The 15414-nt window shown below is 73.0% G+C and carries 12 protein-coding genes; 6 read left to right on the top strand and 6 right to left on the bottom strand.

Translation table 11 applies throughout. The annotated features are described in order from the left end of the window. Positions 1-64: 64 nt before the first annotated feature. Positions 65-1540: an NAD-dependent succinate-semialdehyde dehydrogenase gene (locus ACIP94_RS29225; RefSeq protein WP_402432020.1), complete on the bottom strand. Its 1476-nt coding sequence runs from the start codon at positions 1538-1540 to the stop codon at positions 65-67. Between the two features lie 207 nt (positions 1541-1747). After that, positions 1748-2542 carry an IclR family transcriptional regulator gene (locus tag ACIP94_RS29220; RefSeq protein WP_402432018.1) on the bottom strand — a complete coding sequence of 265 codons (795 nt, stop codon included), beginning with the start codon at positions 2540-2542 and terminating at the stop codon, positions 1748-1750. Between the two features lie 224 nt (positions 2543-2766). Here ACIP94_RS29220 and fae point away from each other — a divergent pair, with 224 nt between their 5' ends. From fae to ACIP94_RS29195, 5 genes are all read left to right on the top strand, one after another. Further along, a complete protein-coding gene (fae, locus tag ACIP94_RS29215; RefSeq protein WP_402432015.1) occupies positions 2767-3330 on the top strand; it encodes a formaldehyde-activating enzyme in 564 nt (187 codons plus the stop codon). Next, positions 3327-4439 (top strand): mandelate racemase/muconate lactonizing enzyme family protein, encoded by a 1113-nt coding sequence (locus ACIP94_RS29210; RefSeq protein WP_402432012.1) that lies wholly within the window; start codon positions 3327-3329, stop codon positions 4437-4439. Before fae ends, ACIP94_RS29210 begins: the two co-directional genes overlap by 4 nt. Next, positions 4436-5950 (top strand): aldehyde dehydrogenase, encoded by a 1515-nt coding sequence (locus tag ACIP94_RS29205; RefSeq protein WP_402432009.1) that lies wholly within the window; start codon positions 4436-4438, stop codon positions 5948-5950. Before ACIP94_RS29210 ends, ACIP94_RS29205 begins: the two co-directional genes overlap by 4 nt. 77 nt (positions 5951-6027) lie before the next feature. Then, the gene (locus tag ACIP94_RS29200) at positions 6028-6966 is read left to right on the top strand and encodes an NAD(P)-dependent oxidoreductase (RefSeq protein WP_402432007.1); all 939 of its coding nucleotides are present in this window, start codon (positions 6028-6030) and stop codon (positions 6964-6966) included. A 31-nt stretch (positions 6967-6997) separates the two neighbouring features. Next, a complete protein-coding gene (locus ACIP94_RS29195) occupies positions 6998-8182 on the top strand; it encodes an iron-containing alcohol dehydrogenase family protein (protein ID WP_402432004.1) in 1185 nt (394 codons plus the stop codon). 124 nt (positions 8183-8306) lie between these two features. Here ACIP94_RS29195 and ACIP94_RS29190 read toward each other — a convergent pair whose 3' ends face one another. The 3 genes from ACIP94_RS29190 to ACIP94_RS29180 form a co-directional block, all read right to left on the bottom strand. After that, positions 8307-9695 (bottom strand): M1 family metallopeptidase, encoded by a 1389-nt coding sequence (locus tag ACIP94_RS29190; RefSeq protein ID WP_402432001.1) that lies wholly within the window; start codon positions 9693-9695, stop codon positions 8307-8309. Between the two features lie 68 nt (positions 9696-9763). Then, entirely contained in the window at positions 9764-13648 is a 3885-nt protein-coding gene (locus ACIP94_RS29185) for a Pls/PosA family non-ribosomal peptide synthetase (RefSeq protein WP_402431998.1), read from the bottom strand. 307 nt (positions 13649-13955) lie between these two features. Then, positions 13956-14327, bottom strand: a complete 372-nt coding sequence (locus tag ACIP94_RS29180) for a winged helix-turn-helix transcriptional regulator (protein ID WP_402431995.1) — start codon at positions 14325-14327, stop codon at positions 13956-13958. Between the two features lie 140 nt (positions 14328-14467). Here ACIP94_RS29180 and ACIP94_RS29175 point away from each other — a divergent pair, with 140 nt between their 5' ends. After that, complete coding sequence (locus ACIP94_RS29175) at positions 14468-15118, top strand: FMN-dependent NADH-azoreductase (protein WP_402431992.1); 651 nt, start codon at positions 14468-14470, stop codon at positions 15116-15118. A gap of 33 nt (positions 15119-15151) precedes the next feature. Here ACIP94_RS29175 and ACIP94_RS29170 read toward each other — a convergent pair whose 3' ends face one another. Continuing rightward, positions 15152-15391, bottom strand: a complete 240-nt coding sequence (locus tag ACIP94_RS29170; RefSeq protein ID WP_402431989.1) for a hypothetical protein — start codon at positions 15389-15391, stop codon at positions 15152-15154. Positions 15392-15414: the final 23 nt, after the last annotated feature.

The raw sequence follows: 15414 nt of genomic DNA, 5'->3' as shown, positions 1-15414 counted from the left end.
GGTCAGGGCATGGCGGGGGAAGGCTCAAGGGGGCGTGGGGAGGTATTGAGAGGGGGCGAGGGGGTCAGAGGGGCCAGTCGAGTGCGATGTACTGCGTCTCCAGGAACGCCTCGATGCCTTCGCGGCCGCCTTCCCGGCCGAGGCCGGACTGCTTGACGCCGCCGAAGGGCGCGGCGGGGTCGGACAGCAGGCCTCGGTTGAGGCCGACCATGCCGGCCTCCAGGCGTTCGGCAAGGCGCAGCGCGCGGGCGAGATCACGGGAGTAGACGTAGGCGGCCAGGCCGTGGACGGTGGCGTTGGCGCGCGCGAGGACCTCGTCCTCGTCGGTGAAGGTGGTGAGCGGGGCGACGGGGCCGAAGACCTCCTCGTGGAGGATGCGGGCGTCGTCGGGGACGTCGGTGAGGACCAGGGCGGGGTGGAAGTGGCCGGGGCCGTCGGGGACGGTGCCCTGTGCGGCGATCCTCGCGCCGCGGGCGAGCGCGTCGTCGACGAGGGAGCGGATCTTCTCGGCCGCCGCCTGGTTGATCATGGGGCCGAGGGTGACGCCCTCCTCCATGCCGGGTCCGGTGCGCACGGCGGACATGGCGGCGGCGAACTTCGCGGTGAACTCGGCGGCGACGTCGGTGTGGACGTAGAACCGGTTGGCGGCGATGCAGACCTCGCCGCCGCCGCGCATCTTGGCGTCCATCGCGCCTTGTACGGCGGCGTCGACATCGGCGTCGGCGCAGACGACGAAGGGCGCGTTCCCGCCGAGTTCCATGGTCACATTGACGACGTTCGCCGCGGCCTGGGCGAGGAGCAGCCTGCCGGTGGCGGTGGAGCCGGTGAAGGAGAACTTGCGGATCCGCTCGTCGCCGAGCCAGATCGAGACGACCTCGGGGGCCCGGTCGGTGGGCAGGACGTTCAGCAGCCCCTCGGGCAGCCCGGCCTCGGCGAGCAGGGCGGCCACCGCGAGGGCGGTGAGCGGGGTCTCCGGGGCCGGCTTGAGCAGGACGGGGCAGCCGGCCGCGAGTGCCGGGGCGATCTTGCGGGTGGCCATGGCGGCCGGGAAGTTCCAGGGTGTGACGAACGCGGTGACGCCGACCGGGTGCCTGCGGACGATGTGCCGGAAGCCGCCGCCGGGGGCGTCACCGAAGGAGGAGCCGATGCGGACGGCCTCCTCGGCGAACCAGCGGAAGAACTCGGCCGCGTAGCCGACCTCGGCCACCGCGTCCCGGTGGGCCTTGCCGTTCTCCCGCACGATCAGGGCCGCCAGCGGCTCGGTGTGCTCCCGCATCAGCCGGAAGGCGTTGTGCAGGATCTCCGAGCGGTGCCGGGGCGGTGTCGCACGCCACGCGGCCGCGGCGGCCTCCGCCGCGTCGACCGCGGCGCGGGCATCCTCGGGGCCTGCCGCGGACACCTCGCGCAGGAGGTCTCCGGTGGCCGGGTCGTACACGGGACAGGTCCCTCCGTCGGCGGCCGGGAGCCAGCGACCGCCGATGAACACATCGCCGTCGGCGAGCGGGGCCTTGGCGAGGGTGTCGATGCCGACGAGGTTCATGAGCTGCTCTTTTCTCCGTCCGGACAGGGGCTCGTCCGATGGGCGGTGAATGTACGAGCGCGGCATACGGCGGACAAGGCCGGGTTCGCGGATCGCAACGGGGGTTGCTGTCAGGGCAACTCGACGATCACTGCGCGGCGGTGGGGGCCGGCGGGCGTCCACGCCGGTGAACGCGGGGGAGACAGGGGTTCGCCCGGCCGGGGCCGCTCAGGTCGGTCCGGGCCTGGCCGGTGCGCGTCGGGGTTCCCAGCCCAGCAGCGCCGAGACCCGGGCCGCCGCCCGGGCCGTGGTGCGGCCCGCTTCGTCGAGGCGGTCGCCGAGCCGGGTCTTGGGCGCGGAGATGTTGAGGGCCGCGACGACCCGGCTCCGGAAGTCGCGCACCGGGGCGGAGACCCCGACGAGACCGGCCTCGAACTCCTCGCTGACGCGCGCATAGCCCTGCCGCCGGGCCTCCTGGATGAGCCCCCAGAGCTCCGGCACCGGCATCTCACCGGTCGTGCCGAAGCGGACGTACAGCTCGTCGGGGGTGGCGTCGGCCAGCAGGACGCGGCCGGCGGACGTCTGCCAGGCGGGTACCCCGCGGCCCTCCCAGCCGTGGACGCGGAAGGAGTGACCGGAGATCGACAGCAGGGTGAGGACCTCCTGGTCGCTGAGCACACACAGATGGCTGGTCTCCTCCAGGTCCGCGGACAGGGCGTGCATGACCGGCTCGGCCACCCGCACCAGGCGGCTCTCGGAGGTGCGGGCCACGAGGGAGAACAGTCGCCAGCCCAGGCGGTACTCCAGCGTGTCGGGGTCGCGCTCGATGATCCCCTCGGCGGCGAGGGCCTTCAGGGCGCGGGAGACCTGGGTCTTCTCGCGCCCCACGAGGTGGGCCAGACGTACGACGCCGAGGCCGCCGGCGGTCTGTGCCTCGTCGGAGGCGAGGGCCTCCAGCAGGTCGATGTCCCGGCGCAGGCCATGCCCCCGCGAGGCCGAGGAGGTGTCCGTCACGCGCGTCATCCTAGGCCCGTGAACCGAGGAAGGAACCCCAGGTCAGCCCCTGAGTTGTCAGGAGAGCAACCGGCGTTTCGATTCCCGTGACCGCCTTGCGAGGGGGTGGTTGCGGACCTAGATTCACCGCATCGGGACGGATGAACTGCGCGGAATGCGAGGTTCGTCCCGCTCTCCCGTCGCATCCGGGCTCCCCCGGGGAGCCCTTCGCCACCAACGGTCCAGGAGTTCCGATGCCCTCCCCCTTCGCCGCCACCGCGCTGATCGGCGAGTCCTTCGTCGGCGACGGCGCCAACGCCGCCCACACGAACGTCGTGATCGGCCGCAAGGGCGGCCCGGTCGAGACGGCGTGGGCCACCGCGCTGGCCACACCGAGCGGCGGACATGTGCCGTTCATGACGGTGGTACGCCCCTCGGTGCCGGTCAGGCCGCTGACCCTGTTCGTGAACAAGGCCGCCGCCGGCAGCGATCTGCATGAGCGCGCCACCTGGGGCAGCGCACAGGCGGGCCTGGCCCAGGGCGTGCTGGACGCGGTGGCGCAGGACCTGATCCCGGCCGGGGAAGCCGACGACCTGCTGATCATCGCCGCGGTGTGGGTCAACCCGGCGGTGCATGACCTCGACGCCTGCTTCCGCAACCAGCGGGCCGCCGCGCACGGCGCGATCCGCGCGGCCGTGACGGGGACACCGACGGTCTTCGACGCCCTGGCAGCGGCCGAGGTGGGTCCGGCGAACCCCTTCTACACACCCAGCCCCGAGGTGCTCGCCGCGTCGGCGCCCGAGGCGGCCGCCCGATGAAGATCACCGACATCACCCTGGACCGGCTCCGGCTGGAACTGGATCCTCCCTTCCACGCCGCCTGGGACCCCGTGCCGCGCCGCCATTTCGACGCCACGATCGTCCGGGTGCACACCGACGAGGGGATCACCGGCATCGGCTCCGGCGACCTCATGGACGGCTTCGGCACCTACAAGCATCTGTTCGTCGGCGAGGACCCGCTCGACATCACCCGGCATGTCAGGGCGATCGAGACCGCCAACTTCCACGGCGCCTCCTACTGGCCGCTGGAGGCGGCGCTGTGGGACGTCATCGGCAAGGTGCACGGCCGGCCGGTCTCCGAGCTGTTCGGCAACGCGGCGAAGAGGCTGCCCGCGTACGCCTCGTGCGGAGAGCTGAAGTCGCCGCAGGAGCGGGTGGCGACGGCGCTGAAGCTGCGCGAGGCGGGCTTCGGGGCCATGAAGATCCGCATCGACCGCAACCGCGTCGACGAGGGCATCGCGGCGGTGCGGGCCGTACGGGAGGCACTGGGCGACGACTTCGAGATCATGGTCGATCTCAACCAGTCCTGGCGGATGGCGGGTGACACGGCAGGCGCCTCCGACCTCGCCAAGACCCGCAAGGTCATAGCCCGGCTCGCCGAACTCGATGTGTTCTGGGTGGAGGAGCCGCTGCCGTACGCGGATCTGGACGGCTTCAAGCGGCTGCGGGCCGAGAACCCGGGTGTGCGGATCGCGGCCGGCGAGATGCACCACTCCCCCACCGAGCTGCTGCGCTACCTCGAAGAGGACGCCCTCGACGTCTACCAGATGGACGTGGTGCTCGCGATCGGCATGCACCGCGCCCGCACCCTGGCCGAACTGGCCCAACTGAAGCATCGTCAGTTCACCCCGCACAGCTGGACGAACGGCATCGGCGTGCTCGCCAATCTGCATGTCGCGGCGGGCGTCGGCGGCGGCCCCTTCTTCGAGTTCCCCTACGACCCGCCCGGCTGGACCCCCGAGCGCCGCGACTTCATGCTCGCCGAGCCCGTCCAGGTGGCGGCCGACGGCTGCCTCGAGGTACCGGACAAGCCCGGTCTCGGCATCGAACTGGACGAGGACGCGATCGACCGCTGGAGGGTCGAGTGACCATCGAGGAACTGCTGACCCGCTCCCACGACGAGTGGCGGGCCGCGGCCGACAAGCTCACCTTCGAGACCCGCCCGTACATCAACGGCACCTTCACCGACGCCACCAGCGGTGACAGCTTCCCGAGCGTGTCGCCCCGCGACGGCTCGGTCCTGTGCGAGGTGCGGGCCGCGTCCGCCGAGGACGTCGACCGGGCCGTCCGGTCGGCCCGTACGGCCTTCGAGGACGGGCGCTGGCGCGACCTCGCCCCCAAGGAGCGTAAGCGCGTCCTGCTGCGCTGGGCGGATCTGCTCCGCACGAACGCCGAGGAGCTGGCCCTCCTCGACACCCTGGAGATGGGCAAGCCCATCACGGAGTCGCTGCGCGTGGACGTGGCCAAGGCCGCGGAGACCATCGCCTGGTACGCCGAGGCCATCGACAAGACGTACGACGAGGTCGCACCGACCCCGGGTGACGCGCTCGCGCTGATCACCCGGGAGCCCCTCGGCGTGATCGGCGTGGTCGTGCCCTGGAACTACGCGCTGCTGATCGCCAGTTGGAAGCTGGGGCCCGCGCTCGCCACGGGCAACAGCGTGGTGCTGAAGCCGGCCGAGCAGACCTCGCTCGCCGCGCTCCGGCTGGCCGCGCTCGCCACCGAGGCGGGGCTGCCCGACGGCGTCCTCAACGTGGTCCCGGGGCGGGGCGAGGTCGCGGGGCAGGCACTGGGCCGCCATCCGGACGTCGACAAGATCGCCTTCACCGGCTCGGCGGCGGTCGCCCGGCTCTTCCAGGTGTACGCGGGCCAGTCCAACGGCAAGCAGGTCGCCGTCGAGGCGGGCGGCAAGTCACCCCAGCTCGTCCTCGCGGACGCGGACATCGAGGCCGCCGCCTCGGCCGTGGCCTGGGGCATCTTCTACAACGCGGGGCAGACGTGCAACGCGGGATCCCGCGTCGTCGTGCACGCCCGGGTCAAGGACCGGCTGCTGGAGGCCGTGCGCCGGATCACCACCGAGACCTTCCGCGTCGGCGACCCCCTCGACCCGGCCACCGTGATGGGACCGATCGTCGACGAGACCCAGCTCGCCAGGATCCTCGGCTATGTCGAGCGCGGCACACGGGACGGCGCGACCGTGCTGCTCGGCGGCGGCCGGACGCTGGGCGAGACCGGGGGCAGTTATGTCGAGCCCACCATTCTCGACGGAGTCGACAACACCTCCGTCGTCGGTCAGGAGGAGATCTTCGGGCCGGTCCTGGCGGTGGTGGCCTTCGACGGCGACGTCGACGAGGGCGTACGGCTCGCCAACGAGAGCGACTTCGGCCTCGTGGCCTCGGTGTGGACGCGGGACGTCGGCGTGGCGCACCGCACCGCGAGGCGGCTGCGGGCCGGCACGGTCTGGATCAACACCTTCGACGCCAGCGACGTCATCACGCCGTTCGGCGGCTTCAAGGCCACCGGCGCGGGCCGCGACAAGTCCCTGCACGCGCTGGACGCCTACACCGCGCTCAAGACGACCTGGATCAACCTCGCCTGACCCGCGACCCGTTCGGTCGGGCACCGTTCGGTCGGGCACCCCCTTTCATCTCTTCTCCGACAGCATCGAGGACACTGATGAGGATCGGTTTCATCGGCCTGGGCAACATGGGACACCCCATGGCCCGCCATCTGGTCCAGGCGGGACACCTGGTCACCGTGCACGACACCCGGCCCGAGGCCGCCGCCGGCCATCTCGCGCTCGGCGCCCGCTGGGCCGGCTCCCCCGCCGAGTGCGCACGCGACGCCGAGTTCCTGATCACCATGCTGCCCAACCCGCGCATCGTCGAGGACGTGCTGCTGCGCGGCGGGGCGGCCGGGGCGCTTCCCTCGGGCACGCTGTGGATCGACATGTCGACCTCGACGCCGGCCGCGGCGGAACGGGTCGCGGCGGAGGTCCTGGACGCCCGGGGCGTCGGCCGGCTCGACGCGCCGGTCAGCGGCATGGCCCGGGGCGCCGAGGCCGGCACCCTGCAGATCTTCGTGGGCGGCCGCGACGACGACTTCCGCCTCGCCCTGCCCGTCCTGGAGGCCGTGGGCGACCCGGACCGCATCCTGCACGTCGGGCCGCTGGGCGCGGGCTATACCGTCAAGCTGATGATCAATCTGCTCTGGTTCAGTCATCTGGTCGCCACCTCGGAGGTCCTCGCCCTGGGCGTGAAGTCCGGGGTGGATCTCGGTGTGCTGCGCAACGCGCTGCTGGCGAGCCCGGCCGCCTCCCACTTCCTTCAGAGCGACATCATGTGCGTGCTCGCCGACGGCGACTACGACGACTCCTTCGCCATGGCCCTCGCCTGCAAGGACCTGGGGCTCGCCGTCGACCTGGGCCGTGAGCTCGGCGTGTCCACCGAGCTGTCCGCCCTCGTCGAGCAGATCTACCGCCGCGCCAAGGCCCAGCACGGCGATCTCGCGGGCGAGATGAGCCCGGTCCGCCTCTACGAGGCCCTCGCGGGGCAGGAGTTCCGCCTGCCCGCTCCGGTGGCCGCCGCGCCGCCCACCACCGCCGTCACGGTCTGAACCGGTACGCAGCACTCAGGAGCCGCATCCCATGACCCCTCCCCAGCGCGACAGCCTCGCCACCGCCTCGCTGAGCATCGATCCCCTCTGCCGGGTCGAGTTCGGGCCCGGTCGCATCGGCCTGCTGCCCGAGCTGATCGCGACGACCGGCCACACCCGGGCCTTCGTCGTCACGGACCGGGGGCTGCGCGCCGCCGGCGTCCTCGAACGCGTCCTCAAGACCCTCGACAGCGCGGGCGTCGAGTACGCCGTCCACGACGAGGTGGCGCCCAACCCGTCCACGGGCAATGTCGACGCGGGCGCCGCACGGGCCCGCGCCTTCGGTCCCGCCGTGGTCGTCGCGCTCGGCGGCGGTTCGGTCCTGGACGCGGCGAAGGGCATCTCCCTGCTGGTCGGCAACCCGGGCGCGGTGGCCGCCGACGCCGACCGGCTGTGGGAGGCCGCGCCGGGGCTGCCGGTCGTCGCCGTCCCCACCACCTCCGGCACGGGAGCGGAGACCAACGGCTTCGGCGTCATCGAGGACACCGAGGCTCGCCGGAAGGTCTATATCGGTCACCCCTCGGTCAAGCCCCGCATCGCCCTTCTGGATCCGGAGCTGACGCTCGGCCTGCCCGCCCCGGCCACCGCCGCGACCGGCTTCGACGCGCTGGTCCACGGCATCGAGTCGCTCGCCTCGCGGGGCGCGAACCCGTTCTCCGTCGCCTACGCCACCCAGGCCGTGACCATGGTGAGCCATGCCCTGCCCCTCGCATACCGGGACGGCTCGGACCTCGACGCGCGCGCCGAGCTGATGATGGGCGCCCACCTCGCGGGGCAGGCCCTCACCCTCTCCGGACTCGGCCTGGTGCACGGCATCGGCCATACGATCACCGCGCACACCGGCACCCCGCACGGAGTGGCTCTCGCCGCCGTTCTCGAGGAGGTCATGGAGTTCAGCGCACCCGCCGCGCAGGGCGCGTACGAGCGGGTGGGCCGGGCGATGCGCCTCGCACCGCCCGCCGACGGCGACTGGGCCGGGGCCGCCGTCTCGGCGGTGCGGGAGATCTCCGGGGCGCTGGACATCAAGCGGCCGCTGCGCGAGCTGGGCGCCGACCGTGCACTGCTGCCGGCCATCGCGGCCGGCGCGGTCGCCGACGCCGTCACCAAGAACGCGCCGCGCCTGCCGGACACATCCGAGGTACTGGAGATCCTCACGCGGACGTACGAGGGTCCCTGACCGAGGGGCCGGGCGGCGCCCGGGCGGCAGCCCGTCGGCCCGCCCGGGGGCGTTTTGCCGGCCGCGTGCGTCCAGGTCCCCCCGGCCATGAGGAGTCGCATGTCCGCGCGTCAGCGCCCGCGGCTCACAGGGACCGCGCGTTGCTGGGCGGATAGGGCGGACGCATCGGCACCGCGGCCTCCTGGGTCGGCAGGGGCGGCAGGGGCGGCAGCGCCGGTTCCTCCACCCACGCGGTGAACAGATCGTCCAGGGACCGGCCCGCGCAGCGGGCGGCGTGCGTGACGAAGGCGCCGGTCGTCACGGTTCCGCCCCGGTGCACGGCCGCCCAGCTCCGCAGCATCCGATGGAAGGCCTCGTCGCCCAGCGCACAGCGCAGCGCGTGCAGCACGAGGCCGCCGCGTTCGTAGAGCCGGTCGTCGAACATCCGCTTGCGGCCCGGGTCGGACAGCCGCAGGTCCTGCGGCAGCGAGGACAGCCTCCGGTGTGCCGTCGCGGCCAGTTGGGCGGCCGTGGGGCCTCCGGACCGTTCCGACCAGAGCCATTCCGCGTACTTCGCGAAGCCCTCGTTGAGCCAGATGTGCCGCCAGTCGGCGACGGTCACGCTGTTGCCGAACCACTGGTGCGCCAGCTCGTGTGCCACCAGCCGCTCCGAACCCCGGGCGCCGTCCACGTGGTTGGAGCCGAACAGCGACAGCCCCTGCGCCTCCACGGGGACGTCCAGCTCCTCCTCGGTCACCACCACCGCGTACTCGCCGAACGGGTAGGGACCGAAGAGTTCCTGGAACAGCTCCATCATGGCGGGCTGGCGCGCGAAGTCCCGGGAGAACTGCGGCAGCAGGCGTGCGGGGAGATGCCCGTACTGCGGCACACCGCCGTCGCCCTGATCGCCGAGCAGCACCGTCTGGTACCTGCCGATCGCCAGTCCGACGAGATAGCTGGAGGTCGGTGCCGGCTGCTCGTACACCCAGGTGGTGGTCGACGCCTTCGTCGTACGGGTCAGCAGGCGCCCGCCGGTCACCACCGAGTACGCCGACGGCGCGGTCATCGAGATCTGGTACGACGCCTTGTCCGCCGGGCGGTCGTTGCACGGGTACCAGGACGGGGCCCCGATCGGCTGGCTCGCCACCAGCGCCCCGTCCTCCAGCTCCTCGAAGCCGATCGCGCCCCAGGGGCTGGCGACCGGCTTCGGGTTGCCCGACCAGTGGACCTCGACGGTGAACGCGGCGCCGGCCCGGATGGGCTTCGGCGGACGGACGCGCAGCCGGCCGCCGCGGTGCGTGTAGTGCGGCGCCCGGCCGTCGACCTTGATCCGGCCGATCCGGAAGTCGGCCAGGTTGAGCTGGAACTCGGTGAGCGGGGCGCCGCCCGCTATGGCACCCAGCCGGGCCGTCCCGGAAAGCCGGTTGGGGCCGGGGCGGTAGTCCAGCGTGAGCTCGTAGCGGTTGACCCGGTAGCGGGGGTCGCCGTTGCCGGGGAAGTACGGGTCCGCTTCCACCTTCTGCTGAGGGGTCACTGCTGCGTCTGCTCCCTGCGCTGTGCTCGTACATCGTGCCGGTGCCCCGTCATCCGGCTCCGCCCGAGTCACGCCGTTCGCTTCCGGGGACGCCATGCCTCGATCGGATTGCCCAGCCAGCGGGTGTCGTCGGGCACCGACTCCGCCGCCATCACGAGCGAGGCGGGACCCAGCGTGGTGCGGGCCCCGACCGTGCTGCCGGGCAGGACGATTCCGCCTGGGCCCAGTGTCGCGCCCGCACGGAGGATCACAGTATCGGTCCGCAAGATCCGGTCGTGGAAGAGGTGTGTCTGCAGCACACAGCCCCGGTTGACCGTGGCGCCGTCCTCCAGCGTCACCAGATCCGTCTCCGGCAGCCAGTAGCTCTCCACCCACACCCCGCGGCCGATCCGGGCGCCGAGTGCGCGCAGCCACAGCGTCATCAGCGGCGTGCCCGGCACCGCCCCGGCCAGCCAGGGCACGGCCACGACCTCGACGAAGGTGTCCGCCAGTTCGTTGCGCCACACGAAGGAGCTCCACAGCGGGTGCTCCCCGCTCCGGTGCCGGCCCACGAGCAGCCACTTCGCCACGGCGGACACGCCGGCGCCCGCCAGCCCGGCTGCGAGCAGCACCGGCCCGCACAGCAGCCAGGCCCAGCCGCCCAGCGCGCTGAGCGCCGCGGCCGTCAGCACGGCGAGCCCCGCCGAGCAGAACACGGGCACGATCCGGCACAGCTCCACCAGCCCGCGCGCCCACAGCAGCCGGGCCGGCGGCTCGTAGGTGCGGCTCTGGTCGCCGTCGGAGGCGGTGCGCGGCAGCTTCACCGGCGGCAGCCCCAGGTAGGAGCTGCCCTTCTTCGCCTTCTTGGGGGTCGCCGAGAGCACGCCGACCAGCCCGCCGTCCGGCACGCTGCGGCCCGGCGCGGTCATCCCGGAGTTGCCGAGGAAGGCACGCCGCCCGATCTCGGCACGCCCGATCCGCACCCAGCCGCCGCCCAGTTCGTACGGCGCGGTCAGCGTGTCGTCCGCGAGGAACGCCCCGTCGCCGACCGTGGTCAGACTCGGCAGCGCGAGAACGGTCGACACCTCGGCACCCCGGCCGATCCGCATCCCGAGCAGGCGCAGCCACACCGGTGTGACCAGCCCGGCGTAGAGCGGGAACAGGGTCTCGCGCGAGCGGTCCATCAGCTGGGTGACCGTCCAGGCCTGCCAGCCGATCCGGCTGTGTGTGGGGTAGGTGCCCTCGCGCAGCCCGAGACTCATCAGCCGTACGGCGACGAGGAGCAGCAGCGCGTACGCCAGCCCGAACGCGAGCGTGGCGGGAACCAGCGCCGCGAGGGCCCCCGACAGGGCCGTGCCGAGACCGGCGGCCGGATCGACGAACAGGTGTGCCACCAGGAGCGCGGCCGCGCCCGCCGGGACCGGCAGGGCCGTCAGCGCGGCGCCGCTGACGCCGTACATCGCCCGCCACAAGGTGCCGCGGCCCGGCCGCTCCTGGGGCCAGTTGCGCTTGGCCTTGCCGAGCTTGACGGCGGGCGCGCCCGCCCAGCGCTGGCCGGTCGGGATCTGTCCGGCGACGGCCGAACCGGGAGCCACCTCGGCGCGCTTGCCGACGCGCGCGCCCGGGAACAGCATGCTGCGCGTGCCGACGACGGCGTGCGCGCCCACCTTGACCGGGCCGATCTCCAGCCGGTCGCCGTCCAGCCAGTAGCCCGCCAGGTCCACCTCGGACTCGACGGCCGCGCCCCGGCCCAGCTTGAGCATGCCGGTCACGGGCGGCAGCGAGTGCAGGTCCACGTCCGGGCCGATCTTGGCGCCCAGTGCCCGGGCGTACCGCTCCAGCCAGGAGCCGGTCAGCGAGGTCGCCCCGCTGAACTCGGCGAGCCGTTCCGCGGTCCACAGCCGCAGATGCACGCCGCCTCCGCGCGCGTACCGGCCGGCCTTGACCCCTCGCAGGAGCATCCGGGCGCCGCCCGCCGCGATCGCGAGCCGCCCCGGCGGGCTGTGGAACAGCACCGCTCCCGCGGCCACGGCCCACCAGGAGGTGACCGGCGCCCACGGGTACGGACCGCACCAGTGCAGTACGTTCCCGAGCGCGGCCAGCGCCACGGTCCAGCGCAGTCCGAGCACCGTGAACAGGGGGACGAGCAGAAGGAGCTGGAGTGCGCCGGCGCGCTTCGGAACGGGCGCGACCACGCGCTCCGCGCCGTCGTCGTGGGCCGACTCCTCCAGATGGCGGGCCAGCTTGCGCAGCGTCGGCTGCTGGTAGATGTCGAGGACGGCCACGCTGGGGTAGCGGGTGCGCAGCCGGGTGGTGAGCTGGGCGGCGGCCAGGCTGCTGCCGCCGATCGCGAAGAAGTCGTCGGAGGCGTCGGCCACCGGGATGCCGAGGACCTCGGTCCACTGCTCGGCGAGCCAGGCCTCGGTGCCGTAGAGCCGGGCGGCGGGGCCTTCGAGGCCCTCCAGCGGCCAGGGCAGCGCGTTCCGGTCGACCTTGCCGGATGTGCGGGTCGGCAGGTCGTCGACCGGCGCGAGCAGCGGGACGAGGGCGGCGGGCAGCTCGGCGCGCAGCCGCTCGACGGCCGCCGCCTGGTCCCAGCCCTCCTGGGTGACGACATAGCCGACGAGGAGCTGGTTGCCGCTGCGGGCGGTGCGCACCGCGGCGGCGGCACCGGCCACTCCGGGCAGCGCCTGGAGCGCGGCGTCCACCTCGCCCAGCTCGATCCGCCGTCCGCCGAGCTTGATCTGTTCGTCGGCGCGTCCGAGGAAGATCAGCCCCTCGGGCTCGGCCCGGACGAGGTCCCCGCTGCGGTAGGCGCGCTCCCAGCCGAGGGAGGGAAGGGGGGCGTACTTCTCCGCGTCCTTCTCGGGGTCGAGGTACCGGGCGAGCCCGGCCCCGCCGATGACCAGCTGGCCGCTCCCTCCCATCGCCACCGGATACCCGGCGTCGTCCACGACGGCCAGCTCCCAGCCGTTCAGGGGCAGTCCGATCCGGATCGGCTCCTCGCCGGTGAGCAGCGCGGCACAGGCCACCACGGTCGCCTCGGTAGGCCCGTAGGTGTTCCAGACCTCGCGTCCCTCGGTGACCAGCCGCTGCACCAGCTCGGGCGGGCAGGCCTCGCCGCCGAAGATCAGCAGGCGGACGTCGGTGAGGGTCTCGGGCTCCCAGAGCGCGGCCAGGGTCGGCACGGTCGAGACGACGGTGATCTCCTGCTCGACCAGCCAGGGGCCGAGGTCGGCGCCGCTCCTGACCTGCGAGCGCGGTACGGGCACCAGGCAGGCCCCGTACCTCCAGGCCAGCCACATCTCCTCGCAGGAGGCGTCGAAGGCCACGGAGAGGCCGGCCATCACGCGGTCGCCGGGCCCGATCGGCTCTTCCTTGAGGAAGAGGTCGGCCTCCGCGTCCACGAACGCGGCGGCGCTGCGGTGGCTGACGGCGACGCCCTTGGGCTTGCCGGTGGAGCCGGAGGTGAAGATGATCCAGGCGTCGTGCTCGCCGCCTGGGCGGGCGGCGGGGACGTCGGACGGGCCGTTGACGGTGATCCGGTGGCCGGCGCCGACGACCGCGCGCACCTCGGCCTCGCCGAACACCAGCTCGGCCCGCTCGTCGGGATCCTCGGCGTCCACCGGGACGTAGGCGGCTCCCGCGGCGAGTACGGCGAGGATCGCCACGTACAGGTCGTTGGTGCCGGAGGGGACGCGGATGCCGACCCGGTCGCCGCGGCCCACGCCGGCGTCGGCGAGGCGGCGGCGGAGGGTTTCGACCTCGGCGGCCAGGGCGCGGTAGGTCAGGCCGCGGCGGCCGTCGTCGAGGGCGGGCTCGTCGGGATACGCCCGCACCGTGGCCTCGAAGACGTCCACGAGGGTCCGCGGCGGGGCGGCGGGGGCGGCGAGGAAGCGCGCGCGGTCGCCGGACTCGCCGCGCATCTCGGTGTCGGACAGCGCGAGTGCGGGGCCTTGCTGGAGGGCTGCCATCGGGTCCTCACGTGTCGTTCCCGGATCGTGCCGGGGTGCTGGGGGGCCGCAGGATTGCCTGGGGATCTTCCGGTCCAGCTCCAAACAAGCGGACAATCCTAGTACGAGCACGGATACGGACCGCCCCGCGCGCCCTCGGCGGGCCTGCCGAGCACCTCCGGAAGCAGTCATTCCGGCGCGCTGACATGGGGATGCGTCACCGTGACGAGATATGCCCCACACACCGGGAACCCGGCCTCGCCCAGCGGCGGAAGACCCCCATGACCCGGCCCGTCGGGAGCCGCCACACCCCCGTCGGCCCCCGCCGTCACTCCACGGGCGTCTCCGTGCAGGGGGTGCTGCCCGGCAGATGGTCGGTCGCCCACTGCCCGAGTTCCTTGAGCGCCGGCTCCAGCGCGGCCCCCGCCTCCGTGAGGCGGTAGGAGACCCGCAGCGGCGGGCCCTCGTCGACCTCGCGCACCACGAGCCCCGCGGCACCGAGTTCGGAGAGACGGTCGGAGAGCATGCGCTCGCTGAGTCCCGGAATGGCGCGGCGCAGGGCGGCGAAGTTGGCGGGCTGCCCGACGAGTACGGCCACGATCTGGCCGGTCCAGCGCTTGCCGAGCAATTGGAAGACACGGGTGATGCCCTCGTCCACCCGCTTGCACGCCCCGGGATCGTGGCTCTGTTCGACCGTCATGTCCTCAGGATACTGCGTCCCCGTATGGAGGTGAAAAAAAGTAAGCACCTGTGTTATTCATAGTCGAGTACGAAAACTTAGCCCCTTGGGCGGCCGTCACTCCGGCGGGCGTCCTCGGACCACTTTTCACTGGAGACCCGATGGCCACCCTCCTGCACCTCGACTCGTCCGTGTTCCCGGCCTCCGCCTCCGCCTCCCGGGCGGTGACGGACACCTTCCGCAAGGCCTGGGAGGAGCAGCACCCGGGGGGCACGGTGATCTACCGTGACCTCTCCGCCGACCCCGTACCGCACATCACCGCCGACGCCCACTCGGCCGGATTCGCCGATCCCGCCACCCACACGCCGGAGCAGGCGGCCGCCTTCGCCGAGCGCGTACGGCTGATCGAGGAGCTGGAGCGCGCGGACGCGGTGCTGATCGGCGCCCCGATGTACAACTACGCGATCCCGTCGACCCTCAAGGCCTGGCTGGACAACGTGATCCTGATCGGCCGCACCGCGGGCGAGAGCCCCTCCGCCAAGGGCACCCCGGTCACCGTGGTCGCCAGCCGCGGCGGCTCCTACGCGCCGGGCACGCCGCGGGAGCCGTACGAGTACGTGCAGAACTACCTGAAGGCGATCCTCGCCGACTCCCTCGGCCTCGACCTCGACTTCATCGTGCCCGAGCTCACCATGGCCCCGCACAACCCGGCCATGGCCGAGCTGGTGCCGCTGTTCGAGGCCTCGCGCGAGCGCGCGCTGCAGGAGGCGGCCACCAGGGCCAAGGCCCTCGCCGAGCGCCTCACCGCCTGAGCGAGCCGGATCCGGGGGAGCCGCGGTCCCGTCTCAGTCGGCCGTCGCATGGTGACGGTCCGCCGGGGCGGGCCGCGCTCCCTGCCGTGGTTCCTCCCGTTCCGGGTTGACGCACCCCGCGAGGCACGGGGTGCGGGAGAGGGCGAAGACCCCGTAGGAGAGCAGGGCGAGGCCGAGGAACGCCGGCAGCCGCCTCGACTGGTTCCCTTGCTGCGACAGTTCGACGTCGTGCTGCACCACGGAGCCGAGATCGCCCTGATCCGCGACCTGCATCGCGCACCAGGGCACTGACCCCG

This window comes from Streptomyces sp. NPDC093261 (assembly GCF_044753645.1).
Lineage (GTDB): Bacteria > Actinomycetota > Actinomycetes > Streptomycetales > Streptomycetaceae > Streptomyces.
The sequence above is the reverse complement of the archived record's forward strand: the minus strand, read 5'-3'. Positions and strand labels throughout refer to the sequence as shown.

Coding starts and splice junctions, on each gene's coding strand:
- ACIP94_RS29225 (WP_402432020.1), bottom strand. CDS start 1,540: ATGAACCTCGTCGGCATCGACACCCTCGCCAAGGCCCCGCTCGCCGAC.
- ACIP94_RS29220 (WP_402432018.1), bottom strand. CDS start 2,542: ATGACGCGCGTGACGGACACCTCCTCGGCCTCGCGGGGGCATGGCCTG.
- fae (WP_402432015.1), top strand. CDS start 2,767: ATGCCCTCCCCCTTCGCCGCCACCGCGCTGATCGGCGAGTCCTTCGTC.
- ACIP94_RS29210 (WP_402432012.1), top strand. CDS start 3,327: ATGAAGATCACCGACATCACCCTGGACCGGCTCCGGCTGGAACTGGAT.
- ACIP94_RS29200 (WP_402432007.1), top strand. CDS start 6,028: ATGAGGATCGGTTTCATCGGCCTGGGCAACATGGGACACCCCATGGCC.
- ACIP94_RS29195 (WP_402432004.1), top strand. CDS start 6,998: ATGACCCCTCCCCAGCGCGACAGCCTCGCCACCGCCTCGCTGAGCATC.
- ACIP94_RS29185 (WP_402431998.1), bottom strand. CDS start 13,648: ATGGCAGCCCTCCAGCAAGGCCCCGCACTCGCGCTGTCCGACACCGAG.
- ACIP94_RS29180 (WP_402431995.1), bottom strand. CDS start 14,327: ATGACGGTCGAACAGAGCCACGATCCCGGGGCGTGCAAGCGGGTGGAC.
- ACIP94_RS29175 (WP_402431992.1), top strand. CDS start 14,468: ATGGCCACCCTCCTGCACCTCGACTCGTCCGTGTTCCCGGCCTCCGCC.
- ACIP94_RS29170 (WP_402431989.1), bottom strand. CDS start 15,391: ATGCAGGTCGCGGATCAGGGCGATCTCGGCTCCGTGGTGCAGCACGAC.